At 73.8% G+C, this 18,197-nt stretch carries 19 protein-coding genes; 9 read left to right on the top strand and 10 right to left on the bottom strand.

All coding sequences use genetic code 11. The annotated features are described in order from the left end of the window. Positions 1-2: 2 nt before the first annotated feature. Positions 3-593: a dienelactone hydrolase family protein gene (locus tag GA0070622_RS02220; protein WP_091567578.1), complete on the bottom strand. Its 591-nt coding sequence runs from the start codon at positions 591-593 to the stop codon at positions 3-5. 64 nt (positions 594-657) lie between these two features. Between GA0070622_RS02220 and GA0070622_RS02215 the strand changes: the two genes are divergently transcribed. The 3 genes from GA0070622_RS02215 (at position 658) to GA0070622_RS02205 (ending at position 2,760) form a co-directional block, all read left to right on the top strand. Beyond that, positions 658-1,239 carry a winged helix-turn-helix domain-containing protein gene (locus tag GA0070622_RS02215; protein WP_091567576.1) on the top strand — a complete coding sequence of 194 codons (582 nt, stop codon included), beginning with the start codon at positions 658-660 and terminating at the stop codon, positions 1,237-1,239. Between the two features lie 75 nt (positions 1,240-1,314). After that, complete coding sequence (locus GA0070622_RS02210; RefSeq protein WP_091576774.1) at positions 1,315-2,262, top strand: L-threonylcarbamoyladenylate synthase; 948 nt, start codon at positions 1,315-1,317, stop codon at positions 2,260-2,262. A 78-nt stretch (positions 2,263-2,340) separates the two neighbouring features. Next, positions 2,341-2,760 carry a CBS domain-containing protein gene (locus tag GA0070622_RS02205; RefSeq protein WP_091567574.1) on the top strand — a complete coding sequence of 140 codons (420 nt, stop codon included), beginning with the start codon at positions 2,341-2,343 and terminating at the stop codon, positions 2,758-2,760. A gap of 114 nt (positions 2,761-2,874) precedes the next feature. Here GA0070622_RS02205 and GA0070622_RS02200 read toward each other — a convergent pair whose 3' ends face one another. Continuing rightward, entirely contained in the window at positions 2,875-7,329 is a 4,455-nt protein-coding gene (locus tag GA0070622_RS02200; RefSeq protein ID WP_176710524.1) for a cation-translocating P-type ATPase, read from the bottom strand. A 208-nt stretch (positions 7,330-7,537) separates the two neighbouring features. Between GA0070622_RS02200 and GA0070622_RS02195 the strand changes: the two genes are divergently transcribed. The 5 genes from GA0070622_RS02195 (at position 7,538) to GA0070622_RS02175 (ending at position 11,861) form a co-directional block, all read left to right on the top strand. Then, positions 7,538-7,798 (top strand): hypothetical protein, encoded by a 261-nt coding sequence (locus tag GA0070622_RS02195; protein ID WP_091567565.1) that lies wholly within the window; start codon positions 7,538-7,540, stop codon positions 7,796-7,798. A 55-nt stretch (positions 7,799-7,853) separates the two neighbouring features. Further along, positions 7,854-9,230, top strand: coding sequence for an MFS transporter (locus tag GA0070622_RS02190; RefSeq protein WP_091567561.1), 1,377 nt, complete (start codon positions 7,854-7,856; stop codon positions 9,228-9,230). A 959-nt stretch (positions 9,231-10,189) separates the two neighbouring features. Next, positions 10,190-10,969, top strand: coding sequence for an SDR family oxidoreductase (locus tag GA0070622_RS02185; RefSeq protein ID WP_091567558.1), 780 nt, complete (start codon positions 10,190-10,192; stop codon positions 10,967-10,969). Positions 10,970-11,005: 36 nt separating this feature from the next. Then, positions 11,006-11,203 (top strand): hypothetical protein, encoded by a 198-nt coding sequence (locus GA0070622_RS02180; protein ID WP_091567555.1) that lies wholly within the window; start codon positions 11,006-11,008, stop codon positions 11,201-11,203. 109 nt (positions 11,204-11,312) lie between these two features. Then, positions 11,313-11,861: a YbaK/EbsC family protein gene (locus tag GA0070622_RS02175; RefSeq protein WP_091567552.1), complete on the top strand. Its 549-nt coding sequence runs from the start codon at positions 11,313-11,315 to the stop codon at positions 11,859-11,861. Between the two features lie 36 nt (positions 11,862-11,897). On the opposite strand, the gene GA0070622_RS02170 is transcribed toward GA0070622_RS02175, so the two are convergent. The 4 genes from GA0070622_RS02170 to GA0070622_RS02155 all read right to left on the bottom strand — a co-directional run bounded on the left by GA0070622_RS02170 (position 11,898) and on the right by GA0070622_RS02155 (position 15,317). Then, on the bottom strand, positions 11,898-12,530 hold the full coding sequence (locus GA0070622_RS02170) for a DsbA family oxidoreductase (protein ID WP_091567549.1): 633 nt from the start codon (positions 12,528-12,530) through the stop codon (positions 11,898-11,900). A gap of 20 nt (positions 12,531-12,550) precedes the next feature. Beyond that, complete coding sequence (locus tag GA0070622_RS02165; RefSeq protein WP_091567545.1) at positions 12,551-12,976, bottom strand: SufE family protein; 426 nt, start codon at positions 12,974-12,976, stop codon at positions 12,551-12,553. Positions 12,977-13,070: 94 nt separating this feature from the next. Then, positions 13,071-13,490: a CBS domain-containing protein gene (locus GA0070622_RS02160; protein ID WP_091566257.1), complete on the bottom strand. Its 420-nt coding sequence runs from the start codon at positions 13,488-13,490 to the stop codon at positions 13,071-13,073. Positions 13,491-13,547: 57 nt separating this feature from the next. Beyond that, the gene (locus GA0070622_RS02155; RefSeq protein ID WP_091566254.1) at positions 13,548-15,317 is read right to left on the bottom strand and encodes a proline--tRNA ligase; all 1,770 of its coding nucleotides are present in this window, start codon (positions 15,315-15,317) and stop codon (positions 13,548-13,550) included. Between the two features lie 84 nt (positions 15,318-15,401). Here GA0070622_RS02155 and GA0070622_RS02150 point away from each other — a divergent pair, with 84 nt between their 5' ends. Next, complete coding sequence (locus GA0070622_RS02150) at positions 15,402-15,776, top strand: VOC family protein (RefSeq protein WP_091566251.1); 375 nt, start codon at positions 15,402-15,404, stop codon at positions 15,774-15,776. A gap of 57 nt (positions 15,777-15,833) precedes the next feature. Here the strand turns inward: GA0070622_RS02150 and GA0070622_RS02145 are convergent, their stop codons facing one another. From GA0070622_RS02145 to GA0070622_RS02130, 4 genes are read right to left on the bottom strand one after another with little or no spacing between them, the layout of a single operon-like run. Then, on the bottom strand, positions 15,834-16,598 hold the full coding sequence (locus GA0070622_RS02145) for an ABC transporter permease (protein ID WP_091566247.1): 765 nt from the start codon (positions 16,596-16,598) through the stop codon (positions 15,834-15,836). After that, entirely contained in the window at positions 16,595-17,374 is a 780-nt protein-coding gene (locus GA0070622_RS02140; protein ID WP_091566243.1) for an ABC transporter ATP-binding protein, read from the bottom strand. Before GA0070622_RS02140 ends, GA0070622_RS02145 begins: the two co-directional genes overlap by 4 nt. After that, positions 17,371-17,751, bottom strand: a complete 381-nt coding sequence (locus GA0070622_RS02135) for a DUF1048 domain-containing protein (RefSeq protein WP_091566239.1) — start codon at positions 17,749-17,751, stop codon at positions 17,371-17,373. Before GA0070622_RS02135 ends, GA0070622_RS02140 begins: the two co-directional genes overlap by 4 nt. Positions 17,752-17,753: 2 nt before the next feature. Then, positions 17,754-18,101, bottom strand: a complete 348-nt coding sequence (locus GA0070622_RS02130) for a PadR family transcriptional regulator (RefSeq protein WP_091566235.1) — start codon at positions 18,099-18,101, stop codon at positions 17,754-17,756. Positions 18,102-18,197 lie beyond the last annotated feature (96 nt).

The following is an 18,197-nucleotide window of genomic DNA, read 5'->3' as shown; positions in this document are numbered from 1 at the left end:
GGTCAACCGAGCCGGGCGAGGAGGTCGCGGCTGCGGCTCACCACCTGCGCGGTCGCGTCGGCGTCGTACGACGGGAGGGAGCGGTCGGTGAACAGGTGCCGGTCGCCCGGGTAGACGAACAACTCGCCGCGCTCGGGGCCGACGATCGACACCAGCTCCCGAGCGGCGTCGACGTCACCCTCCAGGCCGAAGAACGGGTCCTGCTCCATGCCGTGCACCTGCACGGCCACGCCGTCGGGCCAGGGGCCGATCGCCCACTCGCCGGTCACCGGCAGGCAGGCCTCGTAGAGCAGGGCGGCCCGTGCGCCGGGCCGCGTCTGGGCGAGCCGCTGGGCGATGGCGGCACCCCAGGAGACGCCCGCGTAGACCAGGTCGGGGCGCAGGTCGGCGGCGATCCGGTCGGCCCGCTGGTCGAGGACGTCGCCGCCGATCCGCTTGATCAGCGCCGAGCCGTCCTCAAGGCTGGCCGGCCGCTCGCCGTCGAAGAGGTCGGGGACGTGCACGGTGTGCCCGGCGGCGCCGAGCGAGTCGGCGAGGGCGCGGACGCCATCGGTGAGCCCCCGCAGGTGGTGGAAAAGGAGGATCTCGGCCATCCCTAGACTCCTGACTGTCGGACCAGAATCATCGAACGAACCAGAATCTTAGAACGGTCGAGAAATGTCGGTCAATCAGCGGATCCCGGACTACGACCTCGACGACCTGCTCGTGGTCACCGCCCCCGAGCAGTTGCGCGCGCTCGCCGACCCCCTGCGCGGCACCCTCCTGGAGCTGTTGCTGGAACGCGCGGCCACGGTGAACGAGATGGCCCGTGCCGTGGACCGGCCCAAGAGCAGCGTGGCCTACCACGTGAACCAGCTGGTCGACGCGGGACTGCTGCGCGTGGTGCGCACCCGGCGGGTCCGGGCCATCGAGGAACGCTTCTACGGCCGGGTCGCCCGCACGTTCTACGTGGGCGCTCTCCACCGCCCCGAGGACAAGCAGGTCGTCGCCCGGATCAACGGCCTGGCCGAGGCCGCGGCCGAGGCGGCCGCCGCGCACGCCGCCGACGAGCTGCGCTGCACGCTGGTGCACGCCCGCATCCCGATCGAGGACGTCCGCGAGTTCTGGGCGGAGGTGCAGGCGCTGGCCCGGAAGTTCGCCCAGATCCCCCGCGCCGGCGACCAGGTGTACGGCTTCGCGGCCGGCCTCTACCCCACCGACGCGCCCAGCCTCCCCGACGCCGCCGACGAGCGGGACTGATCCGGCCGGGGTCCCGCCGGGTCGGCCTCCGGCGCAGGCTAGCGTCGGAGCGTGAGCACCGGAACCCCGCGCGTCCTGCCAGCCGACAGTGGCATCGACGAGGCCGCCGCTGTGCTGCGCGCCGGCGGGCTGGTCGCCTTCCCCACCGAGACGGTCTACGGGCTGGGCGCGAACGCGCTGGACGCCCACGCCGCCGCGCGGATCTTCGAGGCGAAGGCCCGGCCCAGCTTCGACCCGCTGATCAGCCACCTGGCCGACGCCGCCGACCTGACCGCCCTGGTCGGTGCGGTGCCGGCGGCCGTGGCCGCGCTGGCGGACCGGTTCTGGCCCGGCCCGCTCACCCTCATCGTGGACCGGCCGGCGGCGATCCCGCCGATCGTCACCTCCGGCCTGGAGACCATGGCCGTGCGGGTGCCCGACGAATCGGCCGCCCGGGCGCTGATCGCCGCCGCCGGCGTGCCGGTGGCCGCGCCGAGCGCCAACCGGTTCGGCCAGCTCAGCCCCACCCGCGCCGAGCACGTCGTGGCCGGTCTGGGCGGCGCCGTGGACGTGGTGCTCGACGGTGGACCCACCCGGTGCGGGATCGAGTCGACCATCGTGGACGCGCGCGGCGACCGGCCGGTGGTGCTGCGGCTGGGCGCGCTGCCGGTCGAGGCGCTGGTCGAGGCGGTCGGGCCGGTCGACGTCCGTCTCGGCAGTTCCGGCCAGCCCGTGGCACCCGGGACGCTGGCCGCGCACTACGCCCCGCGTACCCCGTTGCGGTTGGACGCGGCGGGCGAGCCCGACGGCGGCCGGCGCGGGTTCCTGGCGTTCCGCGAGCCACCGGCGGCGGGTGACTGGGCGGCGGTGGAGGTGCTGGCACCGGACGGCGACCTCACCGCCGCGGCGGCGCGTCTCTTCGACGCGCTGCACCGGCTCGACGCGGCCGGGGTGACCGAGATCGTGGCCGAGCCGGTGCCCGACGAAGGGGTCGGGCGAGCCGTCAACGACCGGCTGCGCCGGGCCGCCGCCACCTGGCACTGACCTCGCGAATGGGTCGCCGGGCCGGGGGTAGGAGAGAAGAGGAAGACCGATCCCCCCCGGAAGTGAGGTGTGACGCGTATGCCGACCGCGCGCGAGATCATGACCAACGACGTGAGCTGTGTCCGGGAACAGGACGACCTCCGCACCGCCGCCCGACGGATGGCCGAACTCGGCGTCGGGTCGCTGCCGATCTGCGGCGACGACAACCGTCTCAAGGGCATGGTCACCGACCGGGACATCGTGGTGAAGGTGCTGGCCGCCGGCAAGGACCCCGCCGACGTGACCGCCGGTGAGCTGGCCCAGGGTGAGGCGGTGACGATCGGGGCCGACGACGACGCGGCCGAGATCCTGCGGACGATGGGGCAGCACAAGGTACGCCGGCTGCCGGTGATCGACGGGCACGACCTCGTCGGCATCGTGGCCGTCGCCGACGTGGCCCGGTCGCTGCCGGACCGCCCGGTCGGCGACCTGATCGAGGCGATCTCCGAGCGGGCCTGAGCGGTTCCCCGTGCGCGCCGCCCCACCCGGTGAGAGCCGGTGGGGCGGCGTTCGCGGTCACGGGGTCAGCGGCACCGTCTCGGGCCCAGGTAGCCCGTACCGACGAAGGTCACCTCAGGCGTCATGCCCTTCGCCGTACCCCTGCTCCGGGCGCCCATGCGAGCCGGGCTGCGGCAGGCGGTCCACCAGCCGGGTCAGCGCGCCGTTGGCGAACGTCGCGCCCAACGCCGAGCCGGTGGCGATGGTCCAGCCCACCGGGCCCAGCGGCGTACACCCGAAGAACTGGCTGACCCCCGGCGTCTGCACCACCACGACCAGCACCCCGACGGACGCGGCGGTGGCCGCCAGCACGGTGGGGCTGGTGCCGCCGGCCAGCACGGTCTGGCCGAGCTGGGTGCCGATCAGCGAGGCGAGCGCGACGGTGCCGGCCCGGCGTCGGGTGCCGGTCCACCGGGCGATCGTCCAGCCCGCCGTCGCGCCCAGCGTGGTCGCCGCCGCCCGGAGCCCGATCTCCCGGGTCATGGTGGCGCCGAGCGAGGAGTCCGGTCCCTCGCGCAACAGATGGTCGGCGCGGTCGTCGGCCGGCGGACGGACCGCGATGGCGAGCGCCGGCGCGAGGTCGGTGAGCAGGTTGACCAGCAGCAGTTGGCGTCCGGTCAGGGCGGACCGGCCGGTCGACGCGGCGGTCAGCACGCTGAACGCGATCTCGCCGAGGTTGCCGCCGACCAGGATGCTGAGCGCGTGGCGGACCGACGACCACATGGCGCGCCCCTCGACCAGCGTGGCGATGATCGTCTCCAGCCGGTCGTCGGTCACCACCAGGTCGGCGGCCGCCCGGGCGGCCGGGGTACCCCGCTGACCGAGGGCGATCCCCACGTCGGCGAGGCGGATCGCCGGGGCGTCGTTGGCGCCGTCACCGGTCATCGCCACCGTCCGGCCCCGGCGCTGCAACGCCTGGATGATGCGGACCTTGTGCGCGGGCGTGCACCGGGCCACCACGTCCGTGGCCATCAGCCGCTCCGCCAGCGCGGCGTCGTCGAGCCGGTCCAGATCGGTGGCGGTCACCACCCGCTGTTGCCCGTGGTCCGGGCTGATGGTGGCCGCGATCGCCTCGGCGGTCGCCGGATGGTCACCGGTGATCATGACGGTGTGCACGCCGGCCGCGCGGATCCGCTCCACCGACGGCCGGGCGCTCTCCCGCACCCCGTCGGCGAGCGTCAGGAAGCCCACGAACACCAGCCCGTCGACCTGCTCGTCGCTGATTGACCCGGTGGACACGGGACACTCCGCGACGGCGAGGATGCGGTGCCCGGCACCGGCCCGAGCGGCCAGCATGGCCTGCACCTCGTCCCGGCCGGCCGCGTCCAGCGGGCGGTCGCCCCCGGCGGTACGCCGGGACGCGCAGCGCGGCAGCACCGACTCGGGCGCGCCCTTCACACTCAGCAGCAGGCCGTCGGCGGTCCGCCCGACCGTGGCGCTGTAGCCCCGCGACGGCTCGAACGGCAGCCCGCCCGTCGCGGTCCAACCCGCCGCGCCGGTCTGCTCGGCCACCCCGGCCGCGTTCGCGCCCCGGCGTACCGCCCGGTCGGTCTGCTGCGGCAACTCGTCCGGGTCGGCGGCGAAGGGGGTGGCACGCAGCGCCGCCGCCAGCGTCGCCCGCAGCGGCTCGTCGAGCCGGTCCGCCGGGCCGTACCGGTCGTCGCCGGTGCCCACGCCGGCCAGCAGCAGCTTTCCCTCGGTGAGCGTGCCGGTCTTGTCGAAGCAGAGCACGTCCACCCGCCCCAGCGCCTCGATGGTGCGCGGGTTGCGCACCAGGGCGCCGTGCTCGGCCAGCCGTCGCGCCGCCGCCAGCTGCGCGGCGCTGACCAGGAACGGCAGCCCCTCCGGCACCGACGCCACGGCCAGGTTCGCGGCGGTCGCCGCCGTCTCGGCCAGGGGTACGCCCCGGAGCAGCCCCGCCCCGGCCACCGCGATCGCCGAGCCGGCCGCCAGCGGTACGGCGCTGCTGGTCAACCTGCCGAGCCGCGCCTCCACCCCACTGGTCGGCGGGGCCTCCCGGGCCATCGCCATGCTCCGCCCGGCCTCGGTCTCCGCGCCGGTGGCCACCACCACGGCGGTGCCGTGCCCGGCGGCGACCGTGGTGCCCTCGAAGAGCATCGAGTGCCGCTCCGCGATCGCGGCGGCGACCACCGGCTCCGGGCTCTTCGCCACCGGCAGGGACTCGCCGGTCAGGGACGACTCGTCGGACTCCAACCCGTCGCTGGACAGCACCCGGCAGTCGGCCGGTACGGCGTCCCCGGAGCTGACGCTGACCACGTCACCGGGCACCAACTCCTCGGCGGGTACCACCCGTTCCACGCCGTCCCGCAGCACCCGGGCGGTGACCGCGGAGCGGGACAGCAGCTCGGCCAGCGACCGTTCGGTGTTCCGCTGGTGCACGGCGCCGACCAGCGCGGAGCCGCCCACCAGGCCGCCGACCAGCGCCGCGTCGACGAGCGAGCCGAACGCGGCGGAGAGCACCGCCCCGGCGGCCAGCACCGGGGTGAGCGGGTTGGACAGCTCGTCGACGAACGCGCGGAGCAGGCCGGCCGGTCCGTTCCCGGCCCCGCCCGCCGGGCCGCGGCGGCGGGTCGCCTCCTCGTCGGTCAGCCCGGTCGGGTGGGTGCCGAGCTGGTCGAGGACCGTCTCCACCGGCATCAGGTGCCACGCGGTGAGCACGGGCACCGGCGCGCCGGTCCGGTCCGGCAGGCGGTGCGCCCGGAAGACCCCGTGCGCGAAGGCGGCCGCGGCGGCCCCGTTCACCGCCGCCATCGTCCGCCCGGGCAGCTGCCGGGGGGCTGCGGTGAACGCGCCGAGCGCGCCGAGTCCGCTGCCGGCCATGGCGATCCTGAGGTTCTGCCCGGTCATCCGACGAGCGACCCCGGCCGCGTCGATCAGCAGGGCGGGGATGCGCAGGTCGTCGCCGACGAGCAGGTGCGCGCCCCACGGGGGCAGGTCGTCCGGCGCGGCGACGCCGAGCCCGCAGTCGGCGGCCGCGAGAGCCGAGCGCTCGCCCGAGACCACCATCACCACGGCACCCTCCCGTTGCAGGTCACGGACCGCTTCGGCCAGCCGTGACCCACCCGGTACGCGGCGGTCGGCGAAGTCGTACCGGCCGTCCTCGGCGCCGGCGACCACGAGGCGTAGGCCGGCCTGGCGGGCGGCGGACGCCAGCGCGTCCACCCCGGGGGCGGGTTCCGGCTCGACCCGGAGCACGGCGGCGAGCCGGCCGCCCCGGGCCAGCCCGAGCAGCCGTCCCCCGTCGGCGCGCAGTCGCCCACTGTCCGGGGTGTCCCCGGGGTCTTCCGCGTCGATCCGGTCCAGCGGCCCGATCCGCCAGTCGTCGACGTCCCGTACGGCGTCCGGTTCGGCCGGGTCGAACAGCGCGAACGCCCGGGCGGCGACCTGCCCGGTGTCGGCGCCGGCCAGCGGCGCCAGGTCGGCCAGCACCCCACGGTCGGAGCCGAGGACGGCCGCGTCCAGCACGACGGTGTCGATCCGGTCCAGCTCCCGCAGCACGCTGCGGTCCATGGCGATCACGCCGCGGCGGGCGAGCATCCGGCCGAGCTGGGCCGCGTACCCCTCACGGCCGCTGCCCGGGGCCTTCGGTAACGAGGAGAGCGCCAGCGCGGCGGCCCGTTTGCCGCCGGCCACCGGGATGGCGGCGGCCCCGGCCACCGCGCCGGCCGCCAGCATCCGCTTGATGTAACGCTCGGCCTGGCCGTCCGGGACCGGGCAGGGCCGTTCCCCGTCCGGCACCCGGGCGACAGCCCGCTCCGGGTCGCCGGTCAGTGCCGGCTCGGCCCGGCTCCACGCGGCGAGTTGGGCCCGCGCCTCGCCCCACTGCACCACCCGCTGCGCGCCGTCGAGCACGATGCCGGCCCAACCGCCGGTGAGGCCCTGCACCACCGCCTCGGCGAGCGGGAAGAGCACCTCGGCGCGGGGGTCGGCCCGCAGGCCCCGGCCGGCCAACGCGTGCAGCTTCGGGTGCAGGTCGACAGCGGTGAGCAGGCCCGCCACCTCGCCGGGGACCGGAGTGAACGGCAGGATCCGGGTGGCCGCGGAGATGGTCAGGCCGAGCGCGTCGGAAGCCAGCGCGCCGAGCGTACGAGGGGTTCGCGGCCCCTCCTCGGGCGGGTGCGGCGGCGGGATCTCCGGGTCCGGCTCGTAGGGGCACGCCCGCTCGGCGCGCGCCACGGTCGCGATCAGGTCGCGCAGCTTCGGCGCCGGTTCGCCGGTCGCCACCACCACCCGGCCGGAGGGCGCGTTCACCCGCGCCCAGGTCACCCCCGGCACCGCCTCCAGCGCCGCCTCGACCTGCCGGGCCAACCGGTCTCCGCCGTCCTGACAGACGCCGTGCACCTCGATGTGGTGCCGGCCGTCCCGTGACCAGACGCGGCGTCGGGTCAGCCCGGCCAGGCGGGCCAACCGGCTGGCCGCCGTACCCATGCTTCCGGCCGCCTGCGCGACGGCCGGCGGCACGGGTGGGCCGGGCAGGGCCGACCCGACGGTACGCGCGACCCGCGCCATGGCGTCCGGTAGGGCGGCCGGCGACAGCAGGAGACCGGCGATCCCGTACGCCATGTCGCCTCCCGGTCTCGTCCCGGCGGCCCGACTTCCCGGCGCGGCGTCCGTTATGCCCCTCGGGTGGGGGAAGTTTCCCTGCTGCCCGGGGCATGGACGCCGGGGGCGGTGGAATGCCGGTCGGGTCGATGCCGTCGCAACCGGGGAGGCAGGGATGAGCACGCTGACACGACACCTGAGCGGATCGCGGGAGATGGTCCGGGCCTACTGCCGCCGGGTGGAGGTTCCGCTGCTGGGCGAGGTGGCCGTGCCTCCGCCGGACAAGCTCGCCTACTACGCGGGCATCGGCGTGCTCGCCGCGTTGCAGGTCATCGAGTGGCCGCTCGCGTTGGTGATCACGGCCGGCCACGTGCTGGCCGACCAGCACTTCTCCGGGCTGGTGAAGGGCGTGGGCGAGGCGCTGGAGACCGCCTGACGAGACCGGGCACACAGTTGACCTCAACCGGGGTTGAGGTCCCAGGCTGGTGCCCATGACGACCGCCACCGCCGCACCGGCAAGCGACCCGCTCGACCTGTGGTCGCCGCGCCTGCGGGCCATGACCGTGGGCATCGTCGCCCTGGTGTCGCTGCTCGCGTTCGAGGCCCTCGCGGTGGGCACCGCCATGCCGACGGTGGCGCGCAGCCTGGACGGGCTCGGCCTGTACGCGCTGGCGTTCGGCGGTCCGTTCGCCTCCGGCGTGGTGGCGATGGTCGTCTCCGGCATCTGGTGCGACGCGCGCGGGCCACGCCCGGCGATGTGGCACGGGGTGGCCTGGTTCGTGGCCGGGCTGGCGGTGGCGGGCGCCGCCACGACCATGGGGACGCTCGTCGCCGGGCGGGTCGTGCAGGGCTTCGGCTCCGGGCTGCTCTCCGTGGCGCTCTACGTGATCGTCGGGCAGGCGTACCCGGAGGGGTTGCGGCGGCGGATCTTCGCGGCCTTCGCGGCGGCCTGGGTGGTGCCGTCCCTGGTCGGGCCGGCGGTGGCCGGGCTGATCGTCGAGCACCTGGGCTGGCGCTGGGTGTTCCTCGCGGTGCCGGCGATCGCGGTGCCGGCGGTGCTGCTGGTCCAGCCGGGCCTGCGCGCACTGGCCGCACGGGTGCCGACCAGGCCGCCGACCGGCGCGCTGGCGCGGATCGGCTGGGCCTGCGGGGCGGGGGCGAGCGCCGCACTGCTGCACCACGGGGGGCAGCAGCGCGGCGTGCTCGCGGCCGGCCTGGTCGGGGCGGCACTGGCCGGGCTGCTCGTTTCCGTGCCGCGCCTGCTGCCGGCGGGCTTCCTGCGGGCGGCGCGTGGACTGCCGACGGTGATCGGACTGCGCGGGTTGGCCTCGGCGGCGTTCGCCGGCGCGGAGGTGGTGATCCCGCTGATGCTTTCCCGCGAGCGCGGGTTCTCGCCCACCGGGGCCGGTTTGGTGCTGACCGTCGGCGCGCTCTCCTGGTCGGTGGGTTCGTGGATCCAGGGCCGGATCCCCGCACCCCGCTCGGCGGCGAGCCTGCCGCGGGCCGGCCTGGCCTGCATCGCCGTCGGCACGGCCGGCGTCACACTGGCCCTGCTGCCGGGGGTGCCGGTCGCGCCGGCGGTGCTCGCCTGGTCGGTCGCCGGACTCGGCATGGGCCTGCTGTATCCCTCGCTGTCCGTGCTCACGCTGGAGTTGTCCGCCCCAGCCGAGCAGGGCCGGAACAGTTCGGCGCTGCAACTGGGGGACTCGCTGGCCGCGGCCACCGTGCTGGCGCTGACCGGCGCGGTGCTGGCCGCCGGCTCGTCGCCCGGCCCGGCGAGCTACGCGAGCACGCTGGCCGTCGCGGCCGGCTGCGGGCTGCTCGGGCTGCTGCTCGCCGGCCGGGTCGTCCCCCGCACGGCCGCCTGACCGCCCCGCCCGTGCGGCTTCCCGCCCCCGCCCGGTTCCGACCCTGCCCGGTTCCGACCCTGCCCGGTTCCGACCCTGCCGTCTCCGGGCTCTGAACCTGCCGTGCCCAGGGTTCCGGCCCTGCCGTGCCCGGGGTTCCGGCCCTGCCGTGCCCGGGGTTCCCGGGCCCGCCGACTCCCGGTTCGGACTGCCCCGGAACCCGAAAGGTGGCCCACCCTTTCCGCCGGTCCGGCGCGGACACGCTCCGTGACGCCCCGACGAACGCCATCCACCTGTAGGCGTTATACCGCTGCGTCATATTTATGACCCAGTGGTATATCCCTTCTCCGAGGAACCACGCTCCGCTCCGGTGATCAAGGAGTGTGCGTCAGATGCCAGGCCTCGCTTGACGGAAACTCCTTGGTCAACCGGGGGATTGATGCGGCCGGTGAGGCGGGCGCCGTGCGGACCGATCCGGGCCAGGGTGGTCGTCGGGTGGCGCAGGATCGGGTGGGAGGCACCGGTTGCCCGGACCGGGCGGCGTTGGTCCGTCGGGCTGTCACGATCAGGGACGCCGCCTCGTCCCATCGCCGGGTCGGAGTGGATCGGCCACGGACGGCCAGCCCGTCACGCGGCGTCAACGGCTACGTGGAGCACGGGCGTGAACGTGTTCCGCGGAGCGTGGGTCAGCTGCGCGGCGCGCGGGCGTGAACGTGTTCCGCGCAGCGTGGTTGGGCTGCGCGGAGCGTGGCTGGGCTGCGCGGCGCGCGGGCGTGAACGGTTGTGCGAAGCGTGGCGGGTTGGCGGCGCGCGGGCGTGAACGGTTGTGCGAAGCGTGGGCGGGTTGCGCGGCGCGCGGGCGTGAACGCGCTGCGTGGGGCGCGGAGCGTGGACAGCGTTGCGTGGGGCGTGGACAGGGTTAGCGGCGCGTGGACGGAAAGCGCGCGGGCGTGTGTGGACCAGGGCGAGAAGGAGTGGCGATGCGGGTGCTGGTGACCGGGGCGACCGGACGGCTCGGGCAGGTGGCGGTGCCACGACTGCGGGACGAGGGTTTCCTCGTCCGGGCGGTGAGCCGCCGGCCGCGTGACGGTGCCGGCGTCGAGTGGGTGACCGCCGACCTCGGCACCGGCGCGGGGCTCGCGGAGGCGGTCGACGGGATGGATGCCGTGCTGCACCTGGCCTCGTCGCCGAACCGGCGTACCCACGAGATCGACGTGCTCGGCACCCGCCGCCTGACCGTGGCCGCCGGGCACGCGGGGGTGCGCCACCTGGTGTACGTCTCGATCGTCGGCGTGGACCGGGTGCCGCTCGGCTACTACCGGCACAAGCTCGCGGCCGAGCAGGTGGTGGCCGCCGGCCCGGTGCCGTGGAGCGTGCTGCGGGCGACGCAGTTCCCCGGGTTCCTGGCGGACCTGCTGCGCGGCGCGAGCCGGCTCGGCCCGGTGCTCGGGGACCCGGCCGTGCTCGCCCAGCCGGTCGATCCCGGCGAGGTCGCGGACCGACTCGCGGTGCTGCTGCTCGCCGGACCGTCCCACCGCACCGAGGACTTCGGTGGGCCGGAGGTGCTCCGCTTCGACGAGGCGGCCCGGGCCTGGCTGGCCGCGCGCGGATCGCGTCGTCCGTTGGTTCCGCTGCGGATTCCCGGGCGGCTCGGCCGGGAACTGCGTGCCGGCGGCCTCACCACGTCCGCCACTCCGACCGGTGTCCGGACCTGGGCCGATCATCTCGCCGACACGTACGGGGGAACCGGCGGAAGGTGAGACCTGGTCGGTTCCGGACCGACCTACCGTGACCGCATGCTGGTCTTCGTCGCCACCGTGGTGCTCTACGTCTTCGGCTTCGTCTTCCTCTACGGCGTGATCCGGGTCGGTGTCCGGCACGGGATCGAGGACGCCGAGGCGAACCGACCCGAGGTGCTGCGCCGGCGGCAGCTCGGCGCCACCGAGAACCGCGACTTCGCCCAGGAGAACGCGTTCCTCACCAACCCCAACTGAGGCGCGGGGCCGGGCCCCCGGGCTCATCGGATCCGGGAGTGGACGGGTCCCGCTCACCAGGCGGGCCGACGAGCGGATGGCCGGCGCGGGTGCGAGGATCGCAACCGTGATGGGGACGTTGAAGACCGAGCCGGCCCGGGCGCGGCTGGACCTGCTGGCTGCTCCGGTCGCCGCGGCGGTGGAGCGGTGGCCGGACGAGGCTCCGGTGGACGTGGACGAGGTGCTGGTCGCCCCGATCGACGCCGAGCTGGCCGACACGGCGGCCTTCTGCGAGGCGTACGAGGTGGGGTTGGAGGAGTCGGCCAACTGCGTGGTGGTCGCCGGCAAGCGGGGCGGCGAGACGCGCTACGCGGCGTGCATCGTGCTCGCGACCACCCGGGCGGACGTCAACGGCGTGGTCCGTCGGCTGCTCGACGTGCGCAAGGCGAGCTTCGCGCCGATGGCCGAGGCGGTGGAGCTGACCGGGATGGAGTACGGCGGGATCACGCCGATCGGGTTGCCCGAGGAGTGGCCGATCCTGGTCGACTCGCGGGTGATCGCCACGCCCCACGTGATCATCGGGTCGGGCGTACGGCACAGCAAGATCGCCCTGCCCGGGCCGGCGCTCGGCGCCCTGCCCGGGGCGAGGGTGGTGGAGGACCTGGCCAGGCCGGCCTAGGGCCTCATCCGCATCGATCTTGTTCCACGTGAAACATCACCCGGCCGCTTCGCGCTGCGCCACCTCACGCAGCGCGGCGAGCAGCGTTTCCGGCTCCTGGGCGCCGGTCACCGCGTACTTCCCGGCGAGCACGAAGGTCGGCACGCTGGAGACGCCGAGCTGGTGGGCGCTGCTCAGGTCGGCTGCCACCTCGCGGCGGCCGAGGTTGGACTCGAGGTAACGCCGCGTCTCGGTCTCGTCCAGGCCGACCTCGCCGGCCAGCGTGACCAGCGTGTCGACCGACCCGACGTCCAGGCCGTCGTAGAAGTGCGCCCGGTAGAGCCGCTCGACCGTCTCGGCGGCGCGGCCGTGCTCGGTGGCGAAGCGGACCAGCCGGTGCGCGTCGAACGTGTTCGCCGCGATCGCGCTGTCGAACCGCAGATCGAGGCCGGCGCCGGCGGCGACCTTCGAGACGTGGGCGGCCATGCCCTCGGCCTTGTCCCGGCCGCCGAACTTGTCACCCAGTGCGTCGAGCAGCGGCTTCGGCTCGGTGACCGGCGTCGGGTCGAGCTGGAACGGCCGGTACCGGACGGTCACCTCGCCGTCGTACGACTCCAGGGCCTGTTCGAGCCGGCGCTTGCCGATCCAGCACCACGGGCAGACGACGTCGGCGTAGATCTCGATCTCCATGACCAGCGACAACCCGCCGGTCAGGAGATCTGTTCCCGCACCTGGCGCTTGAGCCGGGCCAGGATGGCGGTGCCGCCGCGGACGCGGAGCGGGCTGATCGCCTGGGCCAGCCCCATCCGTTGGTAGAGGTCGTCCGGGACGGCCAGCACCTCCTCGGCGCTCGCCCCGGCCAGCCCTTCGGCGAGGATGCCGGCGAAGGCGCGCGTGGTGGGCGCCTCCGGCGGGCAGTCGAAGAGCGTGCTCACCGTCTTGTCCGCGTTGACCTCGGCGCGCAGGAAGAACGCGGTCTGGCACTCGGGGACCTGCTCCAGTTCGGCCCGGTCCACGCCCTCGGGCAGGGGCGGGATCACGTCGGCGAACTCCAGCAGCATCTCCAGCACGACGTCACGCGGTGCGGCGGCGAACTCGTCGACGATCTCGGCCAGCTTGGTCGGCATCTCGGGCATGGGTCGAGGCTATCCGCCGCGTCGGGCGCGAGCGGGTGGGGTGTTAAGAGGGGGCCCCTCCTCTACCGGAGGCGTTAAGAAGGGGCCCCTCCTTTCATGTGTTCGGGGCTGCTTCGCTGATGTCGCTGAGCGCCGACCGGGGGTCGAGCTGCATGGCCAGGTCGCCGAGGGAGACGATGCCGACCAGCTTCCGGTCGCTGTCGCAGACCAGCACCCGCCGGATGTTGCGCTCGCGCATCAGCGCCGCCGCCTCGTTCGCCGTGCAGTGCTGCTCGATCATGACGACCTCACGGGTGATGATCGACCCGATCGTGGTGGTGCCCGGGTCGGCGCGCTCGGCCACCGCCCGCACCACGATGTCCCGGTCGGTCAGCATGCCCGCGAGGGTGGCCCCGTCGGTCACCACCACGTCGCCGATGTCCGACTCCTTCATCACCCGGGCCGCCTCGTCCAGCGGGGTTTCCGCCGGCAGGTAGACCACCTGTCTGGTCATCACATCACTGACGCGGTACATGAGAGCCTCCGAAAAACGCCTCGGTCGATCCTTCTGCGGTACCCGGTGGCGCGTTCGCTACACCCGGTCGCGGCGCGTCGCGCCAACCTCGTCGCGCAGACGCTCGACGAGCCCTTCCACCGGCAGCTCGGTCCGCTCGCCGGTGGCCCGGTCGCGCAGCTCGACGTACCCGTCGGCGAGGCGGCGGCCGACCACGACGGCGCGGGGGATGCCGATCAGCTCGGCGTCGGTGAACTTCACCCCGGCGGAGACGTGGGTGCGGTCGTCGACCAGCACCCGCAGGCCGGCGGCGGCCAACCGCCCGCCGAGGTCGAGCGCCGCGTCGAGCTGCGGCCCCTTGCCGGCGGCCACCAGGTGTACGTCGCAGGGCGCGACCTGGGCCGGCCAGACCAGCCCCCGGTCGTCGTGGTGCTGCTCGGCCACGGCGGCGACCGCCCGGGACACCCCGATGCCGTAGCAGCCCATGGTCGGCCGGACCGGCTTGCCCTCGGGCCCGAGCACGTCGACGGCGAAGGCGTCGGTGAACCGCCGGCCGAGCTGGAAGATGTGCCCCACCTCGATGCCCCGCCGCGTGGTCAGCTCACCGTCCGGGCAGGCCGGGCAGGGGTCGCCCGGGCGTACCTCGGCCGCTTCGATCGTGCCGTCGGGGACGAAGTCCCGCCCGCACACCACGTCGGTGGCGTGCCGCCCCGGCTCGTTGGCCCCGGTCAGCCAGGTGGAGCCGGTCACCACCCGGGGGTCGACCAGGTAGCGGATGCCGTGCTTGGCCAGGATCTGCGGCCCGAGGTAGCCACGGACCAGCTCCGGGTGCGCGGACCAGTCGTCGAAGACCGCCACGGTGGCCGGGTGCAGCACCGCCTCGACCCGCTTCAGGTCGACGTCGCGGTCCCCGGGGAGGCCGACGACCAGCAGTTCGGTCTCTTCGGCGCCGGGCCGGCGGACGGTCAGCACCACGTTCTTCAACGTGTCGGCGGCGGTCCAGTCGCTGCGGCCGCCGAGCGCGCGGGTGTTCGCCAGGTCGACCAGGGACGCGATGGTCGGCGTCTCCGGGGTGTCGTGCACCTCCGCGGCGCGGTGCGCGTCCGGGTCGCCGGCCGCCGGGACACGGGTCACCACGGCCTCGGTGTTGGCCGCGTAGTCGCAGGCCGTGCAGCCGACGTAGGTGTCCTCACCGACCGGCGTGGCGGCCAGGAACTCCTCGGACGCGGAGCCGCCCATCGCCCCGGACGTCGCGGCCACCACCGTGACGTCCAGCCCGAGCCGGGCGAAGACGCGCTGGTAGGCCTCCCGGTGCCGGTCGTAGGCCGCCTGGAGCCCGACGGGGTCCAGGTCGAAGGAGTAGGCGTCCTTCATCAGGAACTCGCGTCCGCGCAGCACGCCGGCCCGGGGCCGGGCCTCGTCCCGGAACTTCGTCTGGATCTGGAACAACGTCACCGGGAAGTCCCGGTAGGAGGTGAACAGGTCCTTCACCAGCAGCGCGGCCATCTCCTCGTGGGTCGGCGCGAGCAGGTGCTCGGCGCCCTTGCGGTCGGCGAGCGTGAAGAGCAGGTCCCCGTACTCCGTCCAGCGGCCGCTGGTGCGGTACGGCTCGGCCGGGAGCAGCGCCGGGAAGTGCACCTCCTGGTCACCGATCGCGGTCATCTCGTCCCGGACGATCGCGGTGATCCGGTCCAGCACCAGCTTGCCCAGCGGCAGCCAGGTGTAGCCGCCGGGCGCGGCCCGACGCACGTAGCCGGCGCGGAGCAGCAGCCGGTGGCTCGGCACCTCGGCGTCGGCCGGGTCCTCGCGCAGGGTCCGGAGCAGCAGGGTCGACATGCGCAGCAGCATTGGCGCAGCGTACGACCACGGTCACCGGTCGGCGATCCCTTTCCGGTTCCGGTGACCGTCGTACCGCCCAGGTAGGAAGGCCACATGGAACAGCGACCTCGCTTCTCGTTGACCACCACGGTGCTCGACGCACCGTCCGCCCAGGACCTCGCCGCCTTCTACGAGCGGCTGCTCGGTTGGCCCCGACGCGAGGACGAGCCGGAATGGGTAGTCCTCGTCCCGCCGGGCGGTGGCGCCGGCCTCGCGTTCCAGGACGAGCCGGCATACGTGCGTCCGGTGTGGCCGGCCGGGCCGGGTGACCCGCCGATGATGCTGCACCTGGACATCAAGGTCGACGACCTCGACGCGGCGTCGGCGTACGCGGTGTCGCTCGGCGCGACCGTGCCCGACTTCCAGCCGCAGGACGACGTACGCGTGCACCTCGATCCGGCCGGGCACCCGTTCTGCCTCTACCTCTGAGCGGTGACGGGTGCGGCGCCGCATCCACGGATGCGGCGCTGCCTCCCGTACGACTGGTCAGCTGACCTTTTTCCGGTAGATCGCGGTCGCCGCGGCGTAGGCGGCGACGAGCAGGCCGGCGCACCAGGCGAGGGCGATCCAGATGTCGTTGCCGGCGGGCTGCTCCGCGAACAGCGCGCGGAGGGTGTTCACGATCGACGTCACCGGCTGGTTGTCGGCGAACCACGCGACCGGGCCGGGCATCGAGTCGGTGGGGACGAACGCCGAGCTGATGAACGGCAGGAAGATCAGCGGGTAGCTGAACGCGCTCGCGCCGTCGACGGTCTTGGCGGACAGGCCCGCGATCACGGCGATCCAGGTGAGGGCGAGGGTGAACAGGATCAGGATGCCCGCGACGGCGAGCCAGTCGAGCACGGACGCCCCGGTGCGGAACCCCATGGCCAGCGCGACGCCGGTGACGATCACCAGCGAGGCCAGGTTGGCCACGAGTGAGGTCAGGACGTGCGCCCACAGCACGGAGGGTCGCGGGATCGGCATCGACTGGAAGCGCTCGAAGATGCCGCCCTGCATGTCCAGGAACAGCCGGTACGCCGTGTAGGCGATGCCGGAGGCAATCGTGATGAGGAGGATGCCCGGCAGCATGTAGTTGATGTAGGAACCGCCGGAGCCGATGTCTATGGCACCGCCCAGCACGTACACGAAGAGCAGCATCAGCGCGACGGGGGTGACCGCGGTGGTGATGATGGTGTCCGGGCTGCGCAGGATGTGCCGCAGGGAGCGGCCGGTGAGGGTTCCGGTGTCACTGAGGACGTGGGTGGTCATCGGGATTCCCCTCCGCTGTGGCCGACGAGGGCGAGGAAGACGTCCTCGAGGGTCGGCTGCTTCTCGACGTATTCGACCCGGGCGCTCGGAATGAGCTGCTTCAGCTCGGTGAGCGTGCCGTTCTGGATGATCGTGCCCTCGTGCAGGATCGCGATCCGGTCGGCGAGGTGTTCGGCCTCGTCCAGGTACTGGGTGGTCAGCAGGATGGTGGTGCCGTCCTCGGCGAGCTGCCGCACGGTCCGCCAGACCTCGATGCGGGCCTGCGGGTCGAGGCCGGTGGTCGGCTCGTCGAGGAACACGACCGGCGGGTTGCCGACGAGGCTCATCGCGATGTCGAGTCGCCGGCGCATGCCGCCCGAGTACGTCCCCGCCCGGCGGTTCCCGGCGTCGGTGAGCGAGAAGCGGGCGAGCATGTCGTCGGCGACCGCACCGGGGTTCTTCAGGTGGCGGAGCTTCGCGACCAGGACCAGGTTCTCCCGGCCGGTGAGCACCTCGTCGACGGCGGCGAACTGGCCGGTCAGGCTGATCGACTCACGGACCTCGCGCGGTGCCGAGGCGACGTCGAAGCCGTGCACGGTCGCGGTGCCGCCGTCCGCCTTGAGCAGCGTCGAGAGGATCCGTACCAGCGTGGTCTTCCCGGCGCCGTTCGAGCCGAGCAGGGCGAAGATGCTCCCCGCCGCCACGTCGAAGTCGACGCCCCGCAGCACGTGCAGGTCCTTGTAGGACTTGGTGACGCCCCGCACGCTGATCGCGGGTTCGCGCGTTCCGGTGGTCATGCGTCCTTCTCCTCGCTGGTGTCGCCGGCGGCGGCGTCGATCGCCGTCCGGAGGCGCTCGCGCTCCTTGTCGATCCACTGCCGGCCGGAGTACGCCCGCAGGAACGTCTCGGCGAACTCGACCGGGTCGTCGCCGACGATCGCGCGGACCGGCGTGCCGTCGGCCGCCGCGCGCTCCCAGAGGTCGACGAAGTCGCCGAGCATCGTGATGAGCGTGTTCCCGTCGACGATCCCGCCCTGGTACATGAAGTACCGCTGGAGGGCCTTGGCCGCGCCGCGGTACGGCTCCGGCAGGGCCTCCATGCGGGCCATGTGCTGCTTGTACTGCTTCTTCTGGTCGAGCGATCCGACGAGCGTCTCGATCCACTTCGCGGCCATGGTCATGCTCCTTCGTCGTGTGCGTTGTCGGTGTGGCGAAGTTGCTCGATGCGCTCCGTGAGGACGCTCCACGTCCCCCAGAACTCGGCGAGTTGCTCCCGCCCCTTCGCGTTGAGCGAGTAGACCTTCCGCGGGGGCCCCTTCTCGGAGGGAACCTTCTCCACGTCCACGAAGCCGCGTTGCTCGACGCGGACGAGCAGCGCGTAGATCGTGCCTTCCGCGATGTCCGAGAATCCGCGGTCGCGCAGCCACGCGGTGATCTCGTAGCCGTACGCGGACCGGCGGGCCAGGATCGCCAGGACGATGCCTTCGAGAGTGCCCTTGAGCATCTCGGTCATCTGGTTGCCCACGTCGTCATCCCCTCGCTACCAAGTGACGCTGACTACCAGTAGAAAGTAACACTAGGTACCGGTAGATAGCAACGCTGAATACCGAGGTTCTGTCCT

It is taken from the genome of Micromonospora sediminicola (genome assembly GCF_900089585.1).
Lineage (GTDB): Bacteria > Actinomycetota > Actinomycetes > Mycobacteriales > Micromonosporaceae > Micromonospora > Micromonospora sediminicola.
Note: the sequence above shows the minus strand (reverse complement) of the source record. Positions and strands in the feature narration are given on the sequence as shown.

Bases quoted from the DNA above. Each gene is read 5' to 3' on its own strand.
- GA0070622_RS02220 (WP_091567578.1), bottom strand. From the start codon at position 593: ATGGCCGAGATCCTCCTTTTCCACCACCTGCGGGGGCTCACCGATGGC.
- GA0070622_RS02215 (WP_091567576.1), top strand. From the start codon at position 658: ATGTCGGTCAATCAGCGGATCCCGGACTACGACCTCGACGACCTGCTC.
- GA0070622_RS02205 (WP_091567574.1), top strand. From the start codon at position 2,341: ATGCCGACCGCGCGCGAGATCATGACCAACGACGTGAGCTGTGTCCGG.
- GA0070622_RS02200 (WP_176710524.1), bottom strand. From the start codon at position 7,329: ATGGCGCGGGTCGCGCGTACCGTCGGGTCGGCCCTGCCCGGCCCACCC.
- GA0070622_RS02195 (WP_091567565.1), top strand. From the start codon at position 7,538: ATGAGCACGCTGACACGACACCTGAGCGGATCGCGGGAGATGGTCCGG.
- GA0070622_RS02190 (WP_091567561.1), top strand. From the start codon at position 7,854: ATGACGACCGCCACCGCCGCACCGGCAAGCGACCCGCTCGACCTGTGG.
- GA0070622_RS02185 (WP_091567558.1), top strand. From the start codon at position 10,190: ATGCGGGTGCTGGTGACCGGGGCGACCGGACGGCTCGGGCAGGTGGCG.
- GA0070622_RS02180 (WP_091567555.1), top strand. From the start codon at position 11,006: ATGCTGGTCTTCGTCGCCACCGTGGTGCTCTACGTCTTCGGCTTCGTC.
- GA0070622_RS02175 (WP_091567552.1), top strand. From the start codon at position 11,313: ATGGGGACGTTGAAGACCGAGCCGGCCCGGGCGCGGCTGGACCTGCTG.
- GA0070622_RS02170 (WP_091567549.1), bottom strand. From the start codon at position 12,530: ATGGAGATCGAGATCTACGCCGACGTCGTCTGCCCGTGGTGCTGGATC.
- GA0070622_RS02165 (WP_091567545.1), bottom strand. From the start codon at position 12,976: ATGCCCGAGATGCCGACCAAGCTGGCCGAGATCGTCGACGAGTTCGCC.
- GA0070622_RS02160 (WP_091566257.1), bottom strand. From the start codon at position 13,490: ATGTACCGCGTCAGTGATGTGATGACCAGACAGGTGGTCTACCTGCCG.
- GA0070622_RS02155 (WP_091566254.1), bottom strand. From the start codon at position 15,317: ATGCTGCTGCGCATGTCGACCCTGCTGCTCCGGACCCTGCGCGAGGAC.
- GA0070622_RS02150 (WP_091566251.1), top strand. From the start codon at position 15,402: ATGGAACAGCGACCTCGCTTCTCGTTGACCACCACGGTGCTCGACGCA.
- GA0070622_RS02145 (WP_091566247.1), bottom strand. From the start codon at position 16,598: ATGACCACCCACGTCCTCAGTGACACCGGAACCCTCACCGGCCGCTCC.
- GA0070622_RS02140 (WP_091566243.1), bottom strand. From the start codon at position 17,374: ATGACCACCGGAACGCGCGAACCCGCGATCAGCGTGCGGGGCGTCACC.
- GA0070622_RS02135 (WP_091566239.1), bottom strand. From the start codon at position 17,751: ATGGCCGCGAAGTGGATCGAGACGCTCGTCGGATCGCTCGACCAGAAG.